A 19590-nucleotide genomic window follows, 5' to 3' on the forward strand; every position below is an offset into this window, starting at 1 on the left:
GCTGCTGGTTCAATTGAACCAAAACGCCATTGTGGATAACCAAAAATATCCTTATAAATCAATGGCGTCCCGTACGGGATTCGAACCCGTGTTGCCGCCGTGAAAGGGCGATGTCCTAGGCCTCTAGACGAACGGGACAAGAGGTGAAATGGTAGATATATGACTCTTCTTATATGGTCAAGGGGCGTTTTATACTTTTGTGGCATCTTTTATAAAAAAAGATAAGTTTTTTTGGCCATTCCAATGCTCAGCCCGCAATTGACCAACAACATGCCACCATCCCTCATAATTCTCTTCTAAAGCCTGCGCCACAGGAGAATGACTGGCCTGAAATAAAATCCCCTTAAGCCTGATCCCTCCTTCTGATGAAAAAATAACCCGTAAAGTATTTCCTTTATCCCCTATTCTATCTTTCCTGACCACCCGCAAATAAGGAACGGCCAGAACAGGTTCCTCATTCCCATTTCCAAAAGGGGCCATCACGGCCAAGTCTTCTGCCAAATTTAGGGTAAGAGCTGGTGCGGAAACGATACGGTCAATAATCAGGTCAGGTTTGGGGGGTAAATCCACTGCATCTTTCAGGCTTTTTTCTAAAAAACTATGAAAAACTTCTTGTTTTTCAACATCAAGGGCAAAGCCAGCAGCCATGGCATGCCCTCCACCGCCCTTAAGTAAACCCGCTTGAACAGCCTGCATAATGGGAAAGGCAATATCTAACCCAACGACAGAACGGGCAGAACCTTTTATAAGGCCCTCTTCCTCCAAATGAACCCCAACCAAAGCAGGTCGGTTAAACGCCTCTTTAATACGGCCAGCAATAATGCCAACGACCCCTTGATGCCACTCCCGGCCAGAAAGCAAAATAGTTGCACACCCGCTTTTAACCTGCTTTTCTGCCTGTTCCATGGCATATTTGAGAATATCGCCTTCTATTACCTGTCGGTTTTTGTTAACCTCGTCAAGCTTATAGGCTATCTGAAGGGCCTCTTCTTCATCTCGGCTTGTCAAAAGCTTAACCCCTAAAGAGGAATCCCCTATACGGCCGCCAGCATTAATACGTGGCCCCAAAGCAAAGCCAAGAGATGTTACCGTATAAGGGTGTTTAACCCCTGCAACCTTTCCCAACATTCTTAACCCAACCCTCTCCTGGGCAGTGATAACCTTAAGGCCTTGGGCTACCAAGGCTCGGTTCATGTGTGTAAGGGGCATAACATCGCATACAGTCGCCAAGGCAACCAAATCCAGATAGTGTTTAAGATCTGGCTCTTTTCGTGCGTTAAAAAAGCCTCCCTCCCTCAAGAGTTTAAAGCTGGCTATACACCCCATAAAGACAACGCCGGCAGCACATAAATTAGAAAAAATGGGCTTATCACCACCAGGGCGGTTGGGATTAACCACCGCTGTAACCTTCGGCAATTCCTCTGATTTATGATGGTCAAAAACCACAATATCTCCCCCCTGTAATAAGGGATTAAGGATTGGGCCGGCAACAGTCCCACAATCAACACACACAATCAGGGTGGCACCCTTTTGCCGCAAGTTCTCAATAGCCTCCTTATTGGGACCATAACCTTCTTGAATGCGATCGGGGACATGAATATGAACCATGCATCCCAACTCCATAAGAACAAGCTGCAAAAGAGCTCCTGCACAAGCGCCATCTACATCATAATCAGCAAAAATGCCGACAGTCTCAGAATTTTTAATAGCTTGCACAAGCCGGCTAGCCGCTTTTTCCATTTCCTGCATCAAAAATGGATTGACCAGTGTTTTCCTTAAAGTAGGGGAAAGATAATCCTCCACCTCATCAAAGGGAATGCCACGGCTACTAATGAGGCCTGCCAAAAAATCAGAAATTTGTAATTGCTGGGAAAGTCGGGCCGATAAGCGCTCTTTTTGGGCAATTTCCTGCTCACTCTCTGAATGATCCCCCTGCAAGGAGCTTCGCCAAAGCCAGCGCCGATGACTAGCACTGGAACCAACATTTAATACATATCGAGAACCGCCCCCTTCTTGCTGTTGAGATTGGGTGCACCCTAGCATTTTTGTCGACACCGGCTTTCTCCCACCATTGATAAGCTGCTAAAACGTATTTAGGTATGCCCAATCATCCGGATCATAACGGGCTGGCCTACAACCTGGGGCAATGCAGAAATAAGGCTTATCGCCCGCATCACCGAAGCTTCCAGTGTAGAATGGGTAATAAAAACAAGAGGAACATTCTTAAAAGTACCCTCCGTTTCGTAACGCTCTTCCTCCTGCAGCATGCTTTTAAGGGAAACACCACAATCACGCAGGCATGCCGTAATATCGGCAACAACGCCAGGCCTATCATTAACATCTACCCGAATATAATATGGGCCTTCAAACATATCGCGCGAGACACTTCTAATAGGAGATCCACCAGAATGATAGGCCCCCCAAACGGGCACAGTACTCCCCCTTGCCACATCTATTAAATCAGCAACAACAGCCGTAGCCGTTGGACCCGCCCCTGCCCCGGGGCCCTCTAGTGTGAGTTGACCTATAAAATCCCCTTTTGCCACAATGGCATTAAACACCCCATCCACATACCCCAATGGGTGGCCACCTGCCACCAAACACGGATGCACCCTTGCTTCAAGCTCGCCATTGCGGGTCAAGCAGGAAATACCCAAAAGCTTTAATCTATACCCCATTTTTTCAGCAAAATGCAGATCATCTGCACCGATATGGCGAATTCCTTCAATATAGATTGAAGAAAAATCAACCGGCATTCCAAAGGATAGGGCCGCAAGAATACAAAGCTTATGAGCTGTATCTATCCCATCAATATCGGTAGAGGGGTCAGCTTCAGCATAGCCCAATGCCTGAGCTTCTTTCAAGATTTCTGCAAAATCTCGCCCTGTTTTACGCATTGTACTAAGAATATAATTGCACGTTCCATTTAAAATCCCGCCTACCCAGTAAAGATGGTCTGCAGCCAATCCCTCGCGTATGGCCTTAATAACGGGAATTCCCCCCGCCACAGCGGCCTCAAACATGAGCGGCACAGAGTTTTTCTGGGCTATATCGGCCAGTTCTACCCCATGTACGGCAATGAGAGCCTTATTGGCCGTAACAACAGGTTTTACCGCCTGCAAAGCTTTTTTGACCACAGACCGTGCAGCCCCCTCTGCCCCGCCAATCAGCTCTATGACAACGTCTACTTCTGGGTCATCGACCAGAGCCTCAGGCTGCTCATACCAGCGATAACCCGAAAGATCGACCCCCCTATTGCGATGGCGATCCCGGGAGGAAACGGCCACCACTTTTAACGCACACCCCGCCCGGGCAGCAATAACAGCCGCATTTTTCTCCAACAGGCGTAACACACCTACGCCGACTGTTCCCAAACCGACAATGCCGAGACGCAAAGGTGAGGACTCTGCTGAACGTTTGGGAGGGGCATATAAAGGCATGGTTTTTTCTTTCATTCAAAATAGCGAATCTTCAGAGGAGTGGGCATCCACAGTAACGGGGTAAAGAAAACTGCTGAACTCTAGAGGTCTTAACTATAGGATTCTTGACAATAGGGCTCTTAACTCTAGAGGTTTTGAACCATACCAGGGCTTGGAGCCAATTTTTTAGACGCCTTGGCCTCTTTGGCAGGGCCTATTCCATGAGCGGTCATAAAAGCCTTGATCGCTCTGGTAGCCTGGCGGAGACGTTGCACATTTTCAACCAGGCCAATTCGTACGAAACCCTCTCCATATTCCCCAAACCCCAATCCAGGAGCTACGGCAACCTTTGCTTCTTCCATTAAAAGCTTGGCAAACCCCACACTTCCCATGGTAGAGAATTTTTCAGGCAGAGGAGCCCAGGCAAACATGGACCCCTCTGGAGAGGGAACCATCCAACCCGCATTATGTAACCCGCGAATTAACACATCACGCCGCTCCTTATACATGCCCCGCAAGTTTTCAACATAATCTTGTGGGCCATTTAATGCAGCGGTTGCAGCAACCTGTACAGGGGTAAAGGCCCCATAATCCAAATAGGACTTTATGCGGGTCAAAGCTCCAATCAAACGTGGGTTACCAGCTGCAAACCCAATGCGCCAACCAGCCATGGAATAAGTTTTTGACAAAGAGGTAAACTCCACAGCCACATCCTTAGCCCCTGGAATTTGAAGGATAGAGGGAGGAATACGATCTCCAAAATAAATTTCAGAATAGGCTAAATCTGAAAGGATCCAAATATCTTCGCGCTTGGCAAAGCTGACCAACTCTTTATAAAAATCCAGATCAGCCAAAAAGGCTGTAGGATTGGAAGGGAAATTCACAATCAAGGCTGTTGGTTTAGGAACGGAGTGCCGCACAGCCCTTTCTAAGGCCCGCAACATATCCTCATCCGGAGTGGCAGGAATTGAACGCACCGAAGCCCCCGCAATAATAAAACCAAACTGGTGAATAGGATAAGAAGGATTGGGAACCAAAATCGTATCTCCAGGGCTGGTAATGGCCATGGCCAGATTGGCCAACCCTTCCTTGGAGCCTAACGTTACAATCGCCTCAGTTTCTGGATTAAGCCCCACTCCAAAGCGGCGTTCATAATAGGCTACCAAGGCCTTGCGTAACCCTGGAATCCCCTTACTGACTGAATAGCCATGCACACGGGGGTTATTAAGGGTTTCCACCAGTTTTTGTACAACATGGGCTGGCGGGCTGCTATCAGGGTTTCCCATCCCCAGATCTATAATATCCTCCCCCCTAGCTCGGGCTGCTGCTTTAGCCTTGTTTACTTCTGCAAAAACATAGGGCGGCAAGCGGCGAATACGGTGAAATTCTTCAGTCATATAACCCTCAAACAAGAAAGGAAGAGAAAAAAGCAACCCACTGCTTTTCCCATAAGGCTCTTACTTAAAGCGGGTTATATTAAACTCACTCCTTTAAGGAAAATCAACGTCTTTTAAATAAAATCAACGTCTTTCTGGTAAAGGATATTTTACCTCTTTAATTGACTTACTCATCGGGGGAAGAGATTTTAGCAACCTATTCATTACTCTTCGGGAAGGCATTTCAATAGGGTTAAGGAATCACAAGAACCTCACCCACCCCTTACAAGACGCACCCCATGGCCAAATGCAAAACCACTCACCATAATATATTCGGCGGGAACCCCCTTCTCTTGAAGGATTTTGGCTACGGCATTGGCCCGCATAAGTGCTACATGCAAGGCTTGGGCCTGCACTGCCGGGGCTGTTGAGCGGGCATCACCATAGCCATTAACCAAAATATGATAGCCAGTATTCTTGAGAATAAAGGAAGTCATACTGGCCTCCTGCCCCGGGACAGGCACATCGGAATCAACAGGAAAGCGCACCAACTGGCCTGGCGGATCTGCTAAGGCGTAGGCTGGCAGGGCCCTATCAGGCAAGTGAGAATCTGCTGGGATATCAAAATTCGGAAAACGCGGGGGTGCAGGAGGAATAACCGGCACTTCAGGTAATGGGCCAGATGTTTGGGCTAACGCAACCCCCTTATCATCTTGTCCAGCCATTGAAGGATCGAAATCAGGCAAGGCTATTTCTTGTTCTGTCTCTTTCTCCGCTGCTCCATGGTTTTTTCCACCTTTTAAGCCTTCATGACCCTCATCGGCCTGCGCATGATCTTCTTCAGAATTATCCCTATCAGCAGCATCAAACACAATACCTGGAGTGCCAGAAGCGGGCACAACCGTAGCCGCACCGGATGATGTATCTTTCTGCTCAGAAGAAGGTCCTGATGCAGAAGAAGCTGGTGATGGCTGAATAGAAACGGAAGAAGATCCCGCTCCTGATGGAGCTGTTTTGTTAGCTCCAGCCTTTGGTGCTATAGCAGAAGGGCTCGAAGCTGGGGTAGACACTTCAGCCACAGGCTTGATTTGTGCTACAGCCTCAGCAATGGAAGAAGATGCATTTAACCTTTCCTGCAGGTTTCTCTGCTGAATAAGCCTTTGGGTCAGGCTATTACGATAATCCATAGAAGGAACCGGTGGGATCGTGGTCGGTGTATTGCCGACATAGGGATAGGGATCATTAATACCAGGTGGTGGTGGACGATTCTGTGCAATCACCCCCCCTTCTTGCTGGTGCCACCAGCTCACGGGGCCAGACTCATCGCCTCCCCCGCTACAACCTCCCATAAGGCCAGCCCCAACAAAGACCAACAGCAAACGACGCCCAACCCCTAAATCCCGTTGTAACACCATTTACTCGTTTCCACCTTCTCTTGTTTACGCTGGCCGTCAAGGCAGTGGTATGTTCCTAATCTTTATACCCCTGATGTTGAATGCCTAAATCTTCCCACGGTATTTTTCAATGCCTAAACGCCCTTCCTTTTGCGACACCCCCACAAATCCCCTTTAAAACCCGCTAATAATCCATCATCTGTTACTTTTTTGTAACTGTGTTTCTTTTATCACTTTCCGCTATAGAACGGGACCAAAAAAAATTAAATGCAACCCTTATCCCCCTTCATACCGTTACACCCTAAGCTTACAGGCCCCAAAAACAGACCTTAAACACTAAACGCTTTATTAAAAATACGAATTGGCTCTTGGCACACAATCAAAATACAAGCAAAATAGAACCATAACCACTTTTAGGCCAATTATGTTCTGTCTCTTTATTTTTACAGCTTAAGGACATATTTTCTAAGAAACAGACTCCATCGTTCAAGGTATATTATGCAAAGCAATATTTCTTATGCCACACCGGCAAACCTCATCCCACAAGATGCAGGCCAAAAACATAAACTGGATGAAGAAGAAACCCCTTCTAAAGCCCAACAACCAGAACCAAATGCTGAACCAACAGGAAGTGATCTGGAAAAACGCCTGTTTGAACAAAGAAAAGTCCTGATTTTTGGGGAAATTAACGATAAGGTCGCCAAGGCGGTTACAGGCAAGCTTCTCGCTTTGGCCGGCGCTTCCGACAAACCGATTGATGTTTATATCAATTCTCCTGGTGGGCATGTTGAAAGTGGTGATACGATCCATGATATGATTCGCTTTGTTGATGCTGCAGCCCCGGTAAACCTCATTGGAACAGGTTGGGTGGCTTCAGCAGGTGCCCTTATTTATGTGGCCGGTCATAAAAAAAGGCGGTTTTGCCTTCCCAATACCCGCTTTCTCCTTCATCAGCCCATGGGTGGTGTGCGTGGCCCTGCAACAGATATCGATATTGAAGCACGTGAAATCATTAAAATGAAAGAACGCCTTAACCAGCTTTTTGCAAAAGAAACCGGACAAACATTTGAGAGAATTGTTAAAGACACAGACAGAAACTACTGGATGAATGCAAAAGAGGCTATAGAATATGGTCTGGTTAGCAAGGTCATCAAGTCGATAACCGAGGTTTAATCCAGGCTCGAAAATATATGGTTAGTCAACAGAAGGTTCACTGAATGTGCATTCAAAAGGTTACAAGGTGGGCACACAGTGAACCGGAATAAACCTAACCTTGAGGCTTTCTGCTGAGGGGCATGACCACCAAAGGTAAAAACTTCTCTACCAAGGGTGATAAAACTTCCTACACAGAAAGGTCTTTTTTCCAGATTTTGCCAGAACTTGACAAAACAAGCTTTATTAAGACACAACCTTTGATTGATCTTTCCTGTTAAAGATCTGGCAAAACTTTTAAAAAACATTATATAACACCTACGTTTTTATTCTCTCTCCTATCCAAATCTCCTTCCAGGATTGACCTTTCTCATTGGTTGGTCCGGCAGAGTATATGATGTTAGACCCTAAAGCATTTTTAATTTTACAATTATTTCCAATATAATGAATTGTTTCAAGGAGAAATTAGCATGTCTATGGAAACCCTACGAAATATGAAAACTGGCATTTATGCCAATATTCCACACCTTGATGACTACCCTGAGAACCCCAATTCTGAAACAATGGCAGAAATTGACTATAATGCCCGCCATTGGAGCAGCCCTATTACGGGCCCACTTGTGATCGGCTCTCAAGACCATAAACATGCAACCTGCGCCATGTTCAAAGAAACCTTTAACCCGTATCGCCCCTCTGTCATTAAATGGCCTAAACTTGATGATGAGGCATTCAAACGGGTCACTTCGCTTCCGGTATGGAATATTGCCGTTCATACAGAAGGAAAAGCCCATCTTCGCATGGCCTCCTACGCCCGCACGATCCAAGACCCTGAAATGCGCGATGCCATTGCCCAAAATGCCTGGGAAGAAGAACGCCATAAGGTTGTGCTAGATGAGATGGTAAAATTTTATGGTATTGATGTGGCCCCAGGTGTTTACGAAGACCCCAAACACCCGGAATGGGCCTATCTTGTAACGGGCTTTAGCGAGTGTGTAGATAGTTTTTTTGGTTTCGGCCTCTTTGAACTCGCCCGTCAATCGGGTTTTTTCCCAAAAGAGCTCACAGATACGTTTGAGCCTGTCATGCAGGAAGAAGCCCGCCACATCCTTCTTTTTGCCAACTGGTTGGCCTGGCATAGAGCGAACTTACCCATTGCTGAACGCGTGCTGTTTGAAATCAAGGTATGGGCGGTGTGGCTTTTTCTTTTCTACGAAAGGGTCGGCCTTATTAAAGAGACCGATGCCCAAGGCAACGCTGTTTATGAAGATACAAAATTTACCATGAATGGGGCCAAAGAGATGACTAGTGCCCCTGTTAAGGTTACAGAGCTTCTCGATATTTGCCTTCAACAAAATGAAGACCGCTTCAAAGGGTATGATAAAAGGCTATTGCGGCCTATCACCACCCCTTTTGCAGTAAAAACCGCCAACACTGTTTTAAAAGCTGTGCTTCCCCTCTTCAGAAAAAAAAAGACCAGCCCTCATTTAGAGGCCGGTTCCGAAGCGCATAAAAAATTCTTTTGCAAGCAATTTGTTGAAACCCACCAAAAATTTGACCCCGAAACCCTCCCCTGGCCAGAGCTTTCAGAGGTCGATTTAAAAAAACTCAGAAGTATTCCTTTCTGGCAGGAAGTCTACCACACTGAACGCCGCGCCGGCGTTATTATTGAGAAATTCCTGCCACAAATTCAAGATAAGGATGTTCATGAAGCCCTTGCTATCCAGGGCATAGAAGAAGCCCGCCATGCCAAGCTGATTTCTGTTATGATTAAGAAATATGGCCTAGATGCCCACCCAGAGCCCATTGAAAAGCTTCCAGACGATCTAGAAACTGCTTTTATTGATTTTGGTTTTGGAGAATGTCTGGATGCCTTCTTGGGGTTTGGGGCATTCAAATCTGCCAGGCAATCCCAATTTTTGCCGGAACCTTTGTTTGAAATTTTTGACCTGTTGATGTTTGAAGAAACGCGCCATATTGTTTTCTTCATTAACTACATGGCATGGAGAGAGCGCCAGAAAGGCCTTGGCCCCATTAGACGGAGCCTAAAATCCCTCCGCTTTTACGGAAGAGCCGGCAAACGGCTGTTCGGTATGGTCAGACGGGGCCAGAACCCCAATGATGGGCGGGACTTTGCTGTGACCCAGGCGAATGTGTTTTTGGATGGCTTTTCCTTTGCACAATTCGTTGAGGATTGCTATCGGGAAAATGCTCGCCGCATGAAAGAATTTGATCCAGACCTCATGCAGCCCCGCCTACTTCCCGCCATTGCCGACCTCGCCGTGCACGGCCTACAGCTATGGGACCGCGCACGCCCCCATTTAAGGAAAGGCAATGAAGATTTACGTAAAAAAGCAGCCTAAACTTTGGGAAATGTTAATTTTCCACGCTATCAGAATTGTTAAATAAAAATTAACCCATTCTCCCTTATTAAGTAAAAGCTTCTTTTCAGATTAATCCATGCTGGGCTATTCAGGCATGGATTTTTTTTACCCTCAATGTAATTTCCCCCAAAGAACACTCTCCCAAGGCCCTCTTCCTCATAAATGAAAACGACTTAACTTAGTACGGCATTATATAAGAGCTATGGGATTAAAAGGCTTTCTGCCTGCATATTCCAGACATTCACAGCATTAGAGATTAGAGATTAGAGATTAGAGATTAGAGATTAGAGATTAGAGATTAGAGATTAGAGATTAGAGATTAGAGATTAGAGATTAGAGATTAATGCCCCAAAATTCATGCCTGTCAATTAAGGATAGAAAATCAAACATTGAAAAAATTTCTTGAAAATTAGCGAGTCAAGAATTCTGATCTATCTCCACCTTCCTCTAAAGCCCAAGATTTTAAAAAATCTTCTGGCACATATCCTTGGCAAGCCGATAGGAGTTTGTTGTATCGGGCAGCAAGCCTAATAATTTAAATTCATCAATATACTGCGCCGTTTGCACAATAAGGGTTTTCCCAATAGGGGCTATCCCCTGGCTTTCATGATACAACATGCGCAAGATCTCTCTTTGGCTCATTTCCTTCAACACTCCCTCCAGTAAAGCGCTTGTTTCTTTTAGGTGGTCCCTTATCCATTTTACGCTCTGCTGCAAGGCTGCCACTAAAAGCTGCACCCCTGTTAGGTCCTGCTCCAGAAAGCCTTCATCAACCCCTAAAACCCGATTAACACGCCCCTCATACTGCCCCGTGATAGAGCTAAATAATTGCTGAATATCCCCAACATTTTCCTGCATAAAATACCAGGCATCTGGATCATGGGCAGCGTAAGCGTCTATCCCTCTTTCTTCCAGCAATGGCAAAACATCATCTTCATCAAGTTGCCGCCAGGTTATATCCTTATAGGGGTTCATTCCCTTACGCCGAAGCATTAACGAGACAAAAAGCCGGTCAAGCCCATTGGGAGAAGAATCCCCAACACCGATCACCTTGTTTTGCAGGTCAGAAATGCGATCTATTTTACTTCCCCTTGCAACAAAAATCCGAAAAGTTCCTGCATATAAGCCCGTAACCAGCTTGGCTGAAAGACTATGCGTGTAAAGGGCGGGCACCCACCTTAAAATAGAGGCAATGGCAGCATCCGCCTGCCTTTCTTTTAAAGCGCCAATCACCTCTTCTTCCTCATCAAGGCCAGGCACAATCTGCACTTCCAGGTTATGTCTTGAAAAATACCCTTTTTGCATAGCAACGACCCACAAAGCATCTTCTTCATAACGAGGCCATGCCAGCCGAATTACCCGGTGAGGCTGCTCTTTAGAAAGGGTGGGTATATGCGGGCCTTTCCTTTCGTACAAAGCAAAACCCGTTCCAGCAAGGGTGGTTGTCAGGGCACCCCCAATCCATAACTGCCTACGGGTTATCACCTCTTTATTTTCCTTTCATATTTTAATCCCCCCCTCACCCTTTAATTCACATGAGAAGGGATCAAAACTCTACAATCACGGGCAAATTTTGGTAAGAGACGCATCAATTATACGCTCCAAAGGGATAACCCCATACCCATCATCATACAAAATCTTTCGCTCTTGCCATCTTTTATCATAAGAGCACATGATTCAACCATATTTGTCAGGCTATTTTTACACAAAAACAAATAAGGCCAATCAGAAACTTTTTCTCTGCAACGGTTTTTTATATTTTGGTTCTTTTTTTGAAAAAAAAGGGCTTTACGAAAACAAAGAATATACGTATACAGATTTCGATATTCCCGAATAGCTCAGTTGGTAGAGCAAGCGACTGTTAATCGCTGGGTCGTAGGTTCGAGTCCTACTTCGGGAGCCATAATCACTTATATTTCAATAGTTTATGATATAGTTTGGTGTAATTTGGTGTAATCACTTTTTCGTTACACTACTCCCTACCCTATTCTGTGCCCAACCAAAGTTACCGGCGAGCCAGTTTACGATTCGGTATGGCCACACGAGCCAGGAGCCTTCCTTGGGTGGTTTGGTGTGGCTTGCTATGAAGTTGCACAGGATTACAACCAAGGCAGCGTAGAGCGAGATATCAGCAGGAATGAGGTTCATATCTCCGCTCACCAGAGCAGCAAGAATTGCCACCAGGTAGGTTGTAGCAGTTTTAGAGGGTTTCATAGTTTAACTTTCATAGGTGTGAGTTTGATATCGTGAACTAACAAAAATCGGGGAATATGTTAGTTAAGCCGCAATAGCCGCTGCGAAGTGGGGAATGTTTGTTTGAGGATTGGCTTTGCCCAATTGTGTATTGTAAACCTGCTTGTGATAAGCGCTGAGGGCTACGGCATCCTTGGCATCCGGAAGTGGCTCCTTAGAGCGTAGATACAGGATACGGCATAGAGCTGCCCCATAGGCCAGGTTATGCATAAGCTGGCTCTCCCTCTCCTGCCCGTTCATAATGAAGGTAAGCTTGGCAACCAGATCAGGCTTGTAGTGCAGGTAATTCTGCCAGATGTCCTTATGGGTTGCTGGCTCCATCTGCCACAAACCCAGAGCGGGCCCGTTGATCTGCTGCACGTATCGGGCATGGCTTTCGGCCAAGGCTGTTCCTGTCACCAGGTTAACAGCCGCCTCTCCGTCTAGCCCAAGGGATTTTAAGGCTGGTGTAATGATGACGTGTTTAAGCTGGCCCACGTCAAGGCCGTAATCGTTTGCTATTTTCATGGGTATTTCCAATAAAAAAGCCCTCCGGAGAGGGCTGTGTTGGTTGATTCTAAATTTCTGGCTTATTTTATGAGGAAGTTTTGTCGAACATTATGTGCAACAAACCCGTTTGTGGAACATTTTAAGGGAAATATGAGTGATAAAGTATCAGACAACTCATTCCTGTTGACAGAAGCAACTTTGGTTCGTTATGACGTTATATAGCGTTATATGACACTGTATGAACTGCTATGACACTGTTTGACTATGTTAGTGACTCTTTAAGGTAACTTGTATAGTTATTATATAAAGATAGATACTTACTAAAGCCTTAAACTGAAAGCTAAAGCCTTAAACTGAAAGGAGGCAATGATGACTTTTTCTTCTACTATTTTAACAAATCTGTTTAGTTGCTTCGGTGCTTTCACGACTTTGTTATTTTCTACACCTCATTATAAAATGCCTTCATCTAGTCGCATCACCTCAGAAGCATGGGCTGATACAGGGTTAAACATACAAAATGCACTGGATGAATTCGCTAATGAACGAACCAGAAGCAAATAATAAAAATAGCATAATATCACAAAATGATACTGTTCAAGAAAGTATAAAAAAAGCACTTGATGATGCTTTAAAAAATGTTTCTTTAGAAGAATTAGAAAATTCGAAAAATAACGACTCTGATAGTACAAAACAGCGTCTTGCATCTTTTATTTCTCAGGAAATTTCGATTTCAAGGGGTCCTATACCCCCACCTGAAATCATGGCCGGTTATGGAAAAATTAATAAGTCTTTCCCCGACCGTATAATGAAAATGGCTGAGAGAAACAGAGAAGACAGGATTGAACTTTACAAAAAAGATCTAGAGAAGCACTACTTTGCCAATAATCTTCGCGTAATAGCGTTTACTTTCATTATCCTGGTAGCTATTGCTGCTGTAGTCATTCTTGTTATTTTCAATCATGAAGCAGCAGCGGCAATAATAGGAACAATTACTTCTCTTGGGGGAGGTGCGTGGGCTATTCATATGCTTAATAGAGATAATAATGAGCCTCAATTCCTTAAACAGCCCAAAAATACTTCTTCTAAAGAAGACCCTGAAGAAAAATAAAACCCTCTACTCCTTCTTTTCTCTCTCCCTCTCAAATTCCAGCTTTTGTTTCTTGTAGTCGAAATACAGCCTGATAGCCCCGTGCAGGGTTGCCATAACAACGGGACCGAGGGCAATCAGCATGACGACCCAGGGATGATGGGCTTCAAGCCATGAAAGTTCCAGTTCCATTCATTTCAACCCTGCTACACAGCGTGAAACCGCAAAGGCGTTAACGCCAATAAAACCAATGCCAAGCGAAAGCCCAGGGTGCAAACCATAGCCATAGATGTAGATATTGAGTGTAATCCAGCCATACAGCCAGCCTGCCATAAACGCACAGAACCCACGGAATAGTCGGCTGTTCGTGCCAAGCGAGGCCAGCTGCAATATCCCTGTAGCAAAAATAAGAACTTTCCATACTGTATCGGGCAACACATGGGTAAACCCTAAATCTGGCGGCCACTCAAAATTCGGATTGGGCGTATCGCCAAAAGCAGACAGACCATAGAGAATTAAAGTCAGCGCCCCCCAGAACTCGGCATACCAGTGCTCCTTGCGAAACAGGTTTTGTTGGTATGTTTTGAAGTAAGATAACATACAGGTTTCCCCCAATAAAAAAGCCCTCCGGAGAGGGCTGGTTAGAGTGCTTTTACGGGTGCCCGGCCTCATTGCCGAGGGCATCTGTCCAGAGTGTTCCATTGGCCCAGACGGGGATACCTGGCGTGTGATCTGCGCTTAGGGTGGAATAGCAATCAGAGCAGTAACGTTGCGTGCCTGGGCGATTTGCAGAGCCCAGATTGCTATAGGGAGCTGGTGTAAAAACCAGATTGTTACCAACGTTAATATCACCCGTTGTATCCAGCTGGGCCGTTTTGACGAGCACCCCAGCACCGGATGACGTAGCGAATTTAACCGTGTTCGCACTTTCTGCCTGGATATAGGGGTGGCCCTGGCTATCACCTGAGTCAGGCATAAACGAGAACGAACCGTTAACAATGGCAGGGCCGAGGGTAACGCTCCCATCATAGTGCTGGATCACACCGCATTGGCCAGACCCGCCACAGAGGGCCAACCCACCGGTATTACCCTGCCCATTCCAGACAATGTCTCCCTCAGGGCTTGATCCGGTAAACTGGCCCTGAACCCCATCAATCAATAACCCTAAATGCAGGCTCGTATCCTGCCAGGCCACAGTATTGCCATCCTTTGAGAGATAACTGGCGAGACGAAAATTATGCCCACTATCGCTCCATGCATCGTATTCGAGACCAATACGTTTTTGTATGGCCCCGTTCTGAGCCAGGCCAACCCCCTCGTTCCCGTGAACGTAAAAGGAATTGGCACGAATAACATTATTTTTGGCCGCCTCGTTGATAACGAGATGATCCGCAATATCGCCCGCCAGCTGCAAGTCGTAGCTATCGGTTGTCAATACCTCCGGATTCCGGTTTTCAAACAGGGGCGTAATAGTCAGGCCGTGCAGAGACACACTATGAGGGCGTGTTTCACGCCTGACAAACATATCTAATTCCTCGCCTTCCAACTGGTGAATGGTTGAACTGGCCAGTGATCCCGCCCTGGCCCCATCGTAGGAGAGAAACAGGTTACGCCCAAAGGTCTTGTTGGGCGCGCCTACGAACACAACGGGCTTTTTGTAGTCAGAATACCAGCTGTCATAGCTGGTTGAGGGCACCTGCCCTGCAGCCGTTGAGCCAATACCGGGAACGGCCCATCCTGTAACGTAAATATGGGTAGCATCCCACGATTTGATAAACCCGAAATAACTGCGCAGGGTTGGCAACAGCCCCTGAGCTGTGCCTGTTTCAGGGAGGGACGAGTCAATGGAGTTGGTTTGAATATACATATTGGGGTGGAGTTGGGCCATTTGGGCGGTTGTCATAGGGGTTTTGAGGGTGACACCGTCTGCTGTATAGGCGCTCACATCCAGAACCATTCTGGCCGTGGTATTATCGGCAAACTCGTAAAACCCGACCTGGTCAAAATTAATAGAGTTCACCACAGAGGCCGCCCCGTTGCGGTAATCCACCCCTGATATCGCAGGCCTGCCTCCAGCCTCAGTGATACCGTCTGCGGTCATAATCAGGCATAAGCCGCACCCTGCGCCAAACGAGCCATAGGGCTGGGTTGAAATATAGAGGCCTCGCGAGAGTTTGTTGCCTGCACTGTCTTTAAACCCGCCAATAAATGAAAGGTCGAGGCCTGCCAGCTCATCAGGTGCACCATTGGTCATTTTAATAATGCTTTCCCCCGCCCCGTTCTGAACAGTCATCTCTCCAGAGACAAAACCGCCAGGGGGAACAAATGGGGCCGGCGACTTTCCATAGGCCGTAGACATAAAAAAAGCAGCCCATGTTGCTGTAATGCTACTCAGAATACCATATCTCATATCACTGTTCCTCATCCTGTCTGACACTGATTGTTGGAATATTCCCGTTGTTCCACAGGGAAACACCATCTCCCGGGTCAGTAAGGGGTAGCCCTGCCATAAAATCCTCAAACATTTTCTTGAATAAGGTACTGTCCACAGAATCGCCCTTCTCCCCCTTGAGAGAGGCTACAAACTCGGCCTCGCTCCCCGTATGGCCAGTATCAAGCCAGCTTTGATAGGCCGATTTACCAGGCTCTCCTCGTGGGCCGCCAAGCGGAATGATGAACTTCCATATATTTTGACGGCTGCCCGCAACAGGCTGGTATTGCCACAGCCCGTTCGTGGTCTCGTTAATCACCATGTCGTAGATCAGGGGCGCAAACCCACTGGGCGGCACGTAGGAAGCATCGGGGTCTTTGTCTACTATCCAGATCTGCGTTCCCCGTATCCCACGCCCCAATGATACAGGCGGGCAGTTGGGCCCACTGATCAAACCCTGATCCATCACCAGGCTTTGCAGCACGACCTCACGCACCTCGCCTGTTTCCAGAGTAAGCCGGAAACGGATACCAGAGCGCATATTCAGCGTGCCGCCGGAAATGGTGACGTAAAATGCGCCCCTGTTATCAGGATCAGCCACAAACTCCGAGAGCACCAACTTAGGATCGCCAGCCTCGGCACCAATCGCTACAATCTCATCGTCTTTGGCCAGCTGGTTATGAAAGTCGATCCAATAGCGCCTGCTCTCTCCCGGCCCCTTACAATTCAGCAGCATCACCTGATGACACAACGGCCCAGAAGGTACAACAAACCAGTCCCCAGGCGCTACATCCACAGGCGGTTTGGGCATAGGAGGACGCAGAGGAGGACAGATAACAGCGTTTGCCTGCTCTTCATAATAATCAATGGGCTGTTTATTTTGCCTCAACGGCGCGAGCGGATTTGCCATTCATTCCCCCAATAAAAAAGCCCCCTAGGTGGGGGCACATTCACATCAATCATCAATACTCTGTCAGCTCAGGCTAATACTGAAATCTGGGTTAATTGATTTGAACCCGTAGACTGCGTCGCCCGTAGTTCCCTCTCCAACCCAGCCAACGATCTTCAGGCTCCAGTCGTAATAGGCGGATTTGGTGCCGTTGAAACTGCGCGTATTATTGCCCAGTAGCCTATATTGAGGAAGGAGATCGTAAACCGTGTTAGGCGTAACGTTTCCCTCGGTGCTGATCGTAATCGCCCCGGAGCCTGCATTGAAAAACCGTCCCTGCCCCGTGGCTCCAAACAGGCACATGGAAAACTGCGCGGTCGTGGCAGAATTCCCCCAGCCACCCAGCATATACGGGTAGGAATGCAGCGCGTTGAACCGGCACCCCGTAAACTGATAGGAAATGTTGGGCGCAAAAACCGTGCCGTTGGTCGCCTGATCGGCTGAATAGGCGTTCATAGGGTTGAAATTGCAGCCGTTGATCGAGATGTGGCCGCCGGATGCGCCGCCAATAAAGGCCGTAATCAGCGAGCCCTTGCTATCAATAAAGGAAGGAATCACGATATTTACCCGAAAATTATGGGCCTCACTATCCTCAGCAATAACATAGTGACTAGAGGGTGATTTGGCGTTTTCAAAATCAATTTTCGCCTGATCGAGATAGGCAGACCCCCATAAATTGATAATGATGGAACGCCGGCCAATATCCCATCCGTGGGCATTCCCCTCTGAGAAATTGGGCGTGTTATCCATAGTCAGGTAATAGCTCTCTGAGGCATGGAGAAATATTGTGGCAGACCCCCCATCTGGGATCTGGCTGAGGGCTTTGCCCACCGAGAAATACGGTTTTTCCTGTGTGCCATCCCCCGTATCGTCGTTGCCAAGGCTGGTCGAGACAAACAACGCAGAACGCGCGCCCGCCACTTTGACCATCAGCAGGCCGTTACTATCAAAAAACGCAATATTATCAGAGTTTGGAGAGAGGCCAACAACAACCCGCAGCCAGTTATTGCCAGGTAATTCAGAACTTACCCAGTTCTCCCCAGCCTCAGGGTTGTTCGTATTGCCCTCCACCATGTTACAGTAAAACGCATAAGGAGCCGCATTCCCGTGCAGGATTGCCCCCAGGGGATAGCCCCCTATCTGGGCAGCAAACCCCGCATCAAACGCCGCCATTCCCCCCGCATCCTGCCACTGTGCGTGTTTGGAAACATCCCGCAATATCCCGTTCATATCCGGCCCCTGAGGGGGTTCGCCGCCATTCTCCACTGGTGTCATCGTTTTGCGCGGGAACCCTGCTGCATAGCTCGCCTGCGAAGTCTCATCTCCTACAGGCTGATCTGGCAAATCCCGTATCGTCGCAGGGTCTGCCATACCCCCAAAAGCAATACCCGTTCTCCTCGGTCTCGAAACCATTCTCCACTCCAATAAAAAAGCCCCCTAGGTGGGGGCTGGTTAGTTAAGCTATTTTCTTCTTTGGTTTAGGCAGTTCCAGATTATATTGCCGCCTGAGCATCGTCATGTGATCTACAATCATCAATCTTCCCTCATATTTCATCCAGTTATTCAACAGGGTTTGGTGAAACAACCACCGGCCCGTTTCCCTGCTACGTTGAAGGAAAAATGTTGTGCCAGATTCAAGAGCAAAGTTCAGGCATCTCTTAGAGGCTATAGCAACTAACCTTCCCCGTTTAAAAGATGGAACCCCTTCATTTTCAAGTTTTCTCTTCATAGGGAGATACTGCTCAAATATCTGCCCTTCGTTCATCCCGTTAATTTCCTTCAGGGTCTCCGATATTCTTGCCGTTAAAGAGCTGTTTACAATAACCATGCTGTTTTGTGTCTGTTCAACAGCGTTAATTTTCTCATTCAACAAGGTAAACGCCGCCAGAACGTTCGCTTGTTGATTTTCCAATTTCTTGAGGTGAGAAACCGTTATATCCTTCGAAGGAACAGAAACGCTTCTGCCCTGCACCTTCCCGAAAAAGTGGTTGAATAGGACACGAGCGCATTCAGTCTGGTATTCAATGATCCGAGCGCGTGTCGTTTCGTTCTTAATCCTGTCAGGGTGGATGGTCGCAAGCCAAAAGTTAAGCATGTCGAGGGAGATCAAAACAGTGTCTTGGTCACCACTGATTGAGGGTATCTCCTTTAAGGAGATGCCCCCTGAAAGAACAGGATGTTTAGTAACTTTTTTATGCTGCGCGCCCCAGTCCAAACCGATAGCCTCAACAATGGGCTTTAGTGCGACCAAAGTTTCCTGTGGAGATTTCCCTTCAATAGCAACAAGATCTGCCCCATGGAAATTTATTGTGGTAATAATAACGTTAGCCATGTTCATACTCCTATTATGAGTGTGGTTAGGCTAAGTGAAGAGCTACAACCTTCTTCATTTAGCCGCTTGTATTGCACGTGCAATTGAAATACTATGCCAATATAAAAAGAGGATTGCAAGTGCAATGAACATACATGGCTAAAAAACCCTTTACTACACGACTTGACGAAGAAGTTCTAAGGGCTGCTACAAAAATAGCAGAGAAAGAAAGACGCTCTATTACATCCGTAATTGAGATCGCAGTACTCGAATATGTTAAAAAAATAGAGGAAAAAAAAGAAAAGCCTTCCTCTTAGCTGCTTTTAAGTGTGCGCTTCAAGCCACACC

Annotated in this window: 16 protein-coding genes, 2 tRNA genes and 1 pseudogene; 5 read left to right on the plus strand and 14 right to left on the minus strand. The window is 46.9% G+C overall.

Translation table 11 applies throughout. The features are described from left to right. Positions 1-62 precede the first annotated feature (62 nt). The 5 genes from JGUZn3_RS10450 to JGUZn3_RS10470 all read right to left on the minus strand — a co-directional run bounded on the left by JGUZn3_RS10450 (position 63) and on the right by JGUZn3_RS10470 (position 6210). Positions 63-138, minus strand: a tRNA-Glu gene (locus JGUZn3_RS10450). A gap of 51 nt (positions 139-189) precedes the next feature. Continuing rightward, on the minus strand, positions 190-2055 hold the full coding sequence (gene recJ / locus JGUZn3_RS10455) for a single-stranded-DNA-specific exonuclease RecJ (protein ID WP_338030746.1): 1866 nt from the start codon (positions 2053-2055) through the stop codon (positions 190-192). Between the two features lie 38 nt (positions 2056-2093). Continuing rightward, positions 2094-3455 (minus strand): homoserine dehydrogenase, encoded by a 1362-nt coding sequence (locus JGUZn3_RS10460; protein WP_238996810.1) that lies wholly within the window; start codon positions 3453-3455, stop codon positions 2094-2096. A gap of 110 nt (positions 3456-3565) precedes the next feature. Next, positions 3566-4816, minus strand: a complete 1251-nt coding sequence (locus JGUZn3_RS10465) for an LL-diaminopimelate aminotransferase (protein WP_203413453.1) — start codon at positions 4814-4816, stop codon at positions 3566-3568. 251 nt (positions 4817-5067) lie between these two features. Beyond that, a complete protein-coding gene (locus JGUZn3_RS10470; protein ID WP_203413454.1) occupies positions 5068-6210 on the minus strand; it encodes an OmpA family protein in 1143 nt (380 codons plus the stop codon). A gap of 477 nt (positions 6211-6687) precedes the next feature. On the opposite strand from JGUZn3_RS10470, the gene JGUZn3_RS10475 reads away from it, so the two are divergent. Together JGUZn3_RS10475 and JGUZn3_RS12500 are read left to right on the plus strand one after the other, a co-directional pair. Next, positions 6688-7362 (plus strand): ATP-dependent Clp protease proteolytic subunit, encoded by a 675-nt coding sequence (locus JGUZn3_RS10475; protein ID WP_203413455.1) that lies wholly within the window; start codon positions 6688-6690, stop codon positions 7360-7362. A gap of 473 nt (positions 7363-7835) precedes the next feature. Then, a pseudogene (locus JGUZn3_RS12500) lies at positions 7836-8777 on the plus strand (ferritin-like domain-containing protein); the annotation flags it as partial. A gap of 1407 nt (positions 8778-10184) precedes the next feature. On the opposite strand, the gene JGUZn3_RS10485 reads toward JGUZn3_RS12500, so the two are convergent. After that, positions 10185-11207, minus strand: coding sequence for an ABC transporter substrate-binding protein (locus tag JGUZn3_RS10485; protein ID WP_203413456.1), 1023 nt, complete (start codon positions 11205-11207; stop codon positions 10185-10187). A gap of 342 nt (positions 11208-11549) precedes the next feature. Here JGUZn3_RS10485 and JGUZn3_RS10490 point away from each other — a divergent pair. Beyond that, positions 11550-11625: transfer RNA gene (locus JGUZn3_RS10490), tRNA-Asn, on the plus strand. Positions 11626-11678: 53 nt separating this feature from the next. On the opposite strand, the gene JGUZn3_RS10495 is transcribed toward JGUZn3_RS10490, so the two are convergent. Beyond that, positions 11679-11936 carry a hypothetical protein gene (locus tag JGUZn3_RS10495; protein ID WP_203413457.1) on the minus strand — a complete coding sequence of 86 codons (258 nt, stop codon included), beginning with the start codon at positions 11934-11936 and terminating at the stop codon, positions 11679-11681. A gap of 63 nt (positions 11937-11999) precedes the next feature. Further along, positions 12000-12482: a hypothetical protein gene (locus JGUZn3_RS10500; RefSeq protein ID WP_203413458.1), complete on the minus strand. Its 483-nt coding sequence runs from the start codon at positions 12480-12482 to the stop codon at positions 12000-12002. Between the two features lie 520 nt (positions 12483-13002). Between JGUZn3_RS10500 and JGUZn3_RS10505 the strand changes: the two genes are divergently transcribed. Beyond that, entirely contained in the window at positions 13003-13572 is a 570-nt protein-coding gene (locus JGUZn3_RS10505; protein WP_203413459.1) for a DUF2335 domain-containing protein, read from the plus strand. Between the two features lie 6 nt (positions 13573-13578). Here JGUZn3_RS10505 and JGUZn3_RS10510 read toward each other — a convergent pair whose 3' ends face one another. The 6 genes from JGUZn3_RS10510 to JGUZn3_RS10535 all read right to left on the minus strand — a co-directional run bounded on the left by JGUZn3_RS10510 (position 13579) and on the right by JGUZn3_RS10535 (position 19263). Further along, a complete protein-coding gene (locus JGUZn3_RS10510; protein WP_203413460.1) occupies positions 13579-13743 on the minus strand; it encodes a hypothetical protein in 165 nt (54 codons plus the stop codon). After that, complete coding sequence (locus JGUZn3_RS10515) at positions 13744-14151, minus strand: hypothetical protein (RefSeq protein ID WP_203413461.1); 408 nt, start codon at positions 14149-14151, stop codon at positions 13744-13746. Positions 14152-14203: 52 nt separating this feature from the next. Next, entirely contained in the window at positions 14204-15961 is a 1758-nt protein-coding gene (locus JGUZn3_RS10520) for a hypothetical protein (RefSeq protein ID WP_203413462.1), read from the minus strand. A gap of 1 nt (position 15962) precedes the next feature. Further along, a complete protein-coding gene (locus JGUZn3_RS10525; protein ID WP_203413463.1) occupies positions 15963-16892 on the minus strand; it encodes a phage fiber-tail adaptor protein in 930 nt (309 codons plus the stop codon). A 63-nt stretch (positions 16893-16955) separates the two neighbouring features. After that, positions 16956-18344 carry a hypothetical protein gene (locus JGUZn3_RS10530; protein ID WP_203413464.1) on the minus strand — a complete coding sequence of 463 codons (1389 nt, stop codon included), beginning with the start codon at positions 18342-18344 and terminating at the stop codon, positions 16956-16958. 43 nt (positions 18345-18387) lie between these two features. Further along, positions 18388-19263: a phage antirepressor N-terminal domain-containing protein gene (locus JGUZn3_RS10535; protein ID WP_203413465.1), complete on the minus strand. Its 876-nt coding sequence runs from the start codon at positions 19261-19263 to the stop codon at positions 18388-18390. A gap of 134 nt (positions 19264-19397) precedes the next feature. Between JGUZn3_RS10535 and JGUZn3_RS10540 the strand changes: the two genes are divergently transcribed. Further along, positions 19398-19559: a hypothetical protein gene (locus tag JGUZn3_RS10540; RefSeq protein WP_203413466.1), complete on the plus strand. Its 162-nt coding sequence runs from the start codon at positions 19398-19400 to the stop codon at positions 19557-19559. Positions 19560-19590: the final 31 nt, after the last annotated feature.

This window comes from Entomobacter blattae (genome assembly GCF_014672835.1).
Taxonomy (GTDB): domain Bacteria; phylum Pseudomonadota; class Alphaproteobacteria; order Acetobacterales; family Acetobacteraceae; genus Entomobacter; species Entomobacter blattae.

What these genes read in the sequence shown, in the direction of transcription:
- JGUZn3_RS10460 (WP_238996810.1), bottom strand. Translation starts at nt 3,455, where the DNA reads ATGAAAGAAAAAACCATGCCTTTATATGCCCCTCCCAAACGTTCAGCA.
- JGUZn3_RS10465 (WP_203413453.1), bottom strand. Translation starts at nt 4,816, where the DNA reads ATGACTGAAGAATTTCACCGTATTCGCCGCTTGCCGCCCTATGTTTTT.
- JGUZn3_RS10470 (WP_203413454.1), bottom strand. Translation starts at nt 6,210, where the DNA reads ATGGTGTTACAACGGGATTTAGGGGTTGGGCGTCGTTTGCTGTTGGTC.
- JGUZn3_RS10475 (WP_203413455.1), top strand. Translation starts at nt 6,688, where the DNA reads ATGCAAAGCAATATTTCTTATGCCACACCGGCAAACCTCATCCCACAA.
- JGUZn3_RS10495 (WP_203413457.1), bottom strand. Translation starts at nt 11,936, where the DNA reads ATGAAACCCTCTAAAACTGCTACAACCTACCTGGTGGCAATTCTTGCT.
- JGUZn3_RS10500 (WP_203413458.1), bottom strand. Translation starts at nt 12,482, where the DNA reads ATGAAAATAGCAAACGATTACGGCCTTGACGTGGGCCAGCTTAAACAC.
- JGUZn3_RS10505 (WP_203413459.1), top strand. Translation starts at nt 13,003, where the DNA reads ATGAACGAACCAGAAGCAAATAATAAAAATAGCATAATATCACAAAAT.
- JGUZn3_RS10510 (WP_203413460.1), bottom strand. Translation starts at nt 13,743, where the DNA reads ATGGAACTGGAACTTTCATGGCTTGAAGCCCATCATCCCTGGGTCGTC.
- JGUZn3_RS10515 (WP_203413461.1), bottom strand. Translation starts at nt 14,151, where the DNA reads ATGTTATCTTACTTCAAAACATACCAACAAAACCTGTTTCGCAAGGAG.
- JGUZn3_RS10520 (WP_203413462.1), bottom strand. Translation starts at nt 15,961, where the DNA reads ATGAGATATGGTATTCTGAGTAGCATTACAGCAACATGGGCTGCTTTT.
- JGUZn3_RS10525 (WP_203413463.1), bottom strand. Translation starts at nt 16,892, where the DNA reads ATGGCAAATCCGCTCGCGCCGTTGAGGCAAAATAAACAGCCCATTGAT.
- JGUZn3_RS10530 (WP_203413464.1), bottom strand. Translation starts at nt 18,344, where the DNA reads ATGGTTTCGAGACCGAGGAGAACGGGTATTGCTTTTGGGGGTATGGCA.
- JGUZn3_RS10535 (WP_203413465.1), bottom strand. Translation starts at nt 19,263, where the DNA reads ATGGCTAACGTTATTATTACCACAATAAATTTCCATGGGGCAGATCTT.
- JGUZn3_RS10540 (WP_203413466.1), top strand. Translation starts at nt 19,398, where the DNA reads ATGGCTAAAAAACCCTTTACTACACGACTTGACGAAGAAGTTCTAAGG.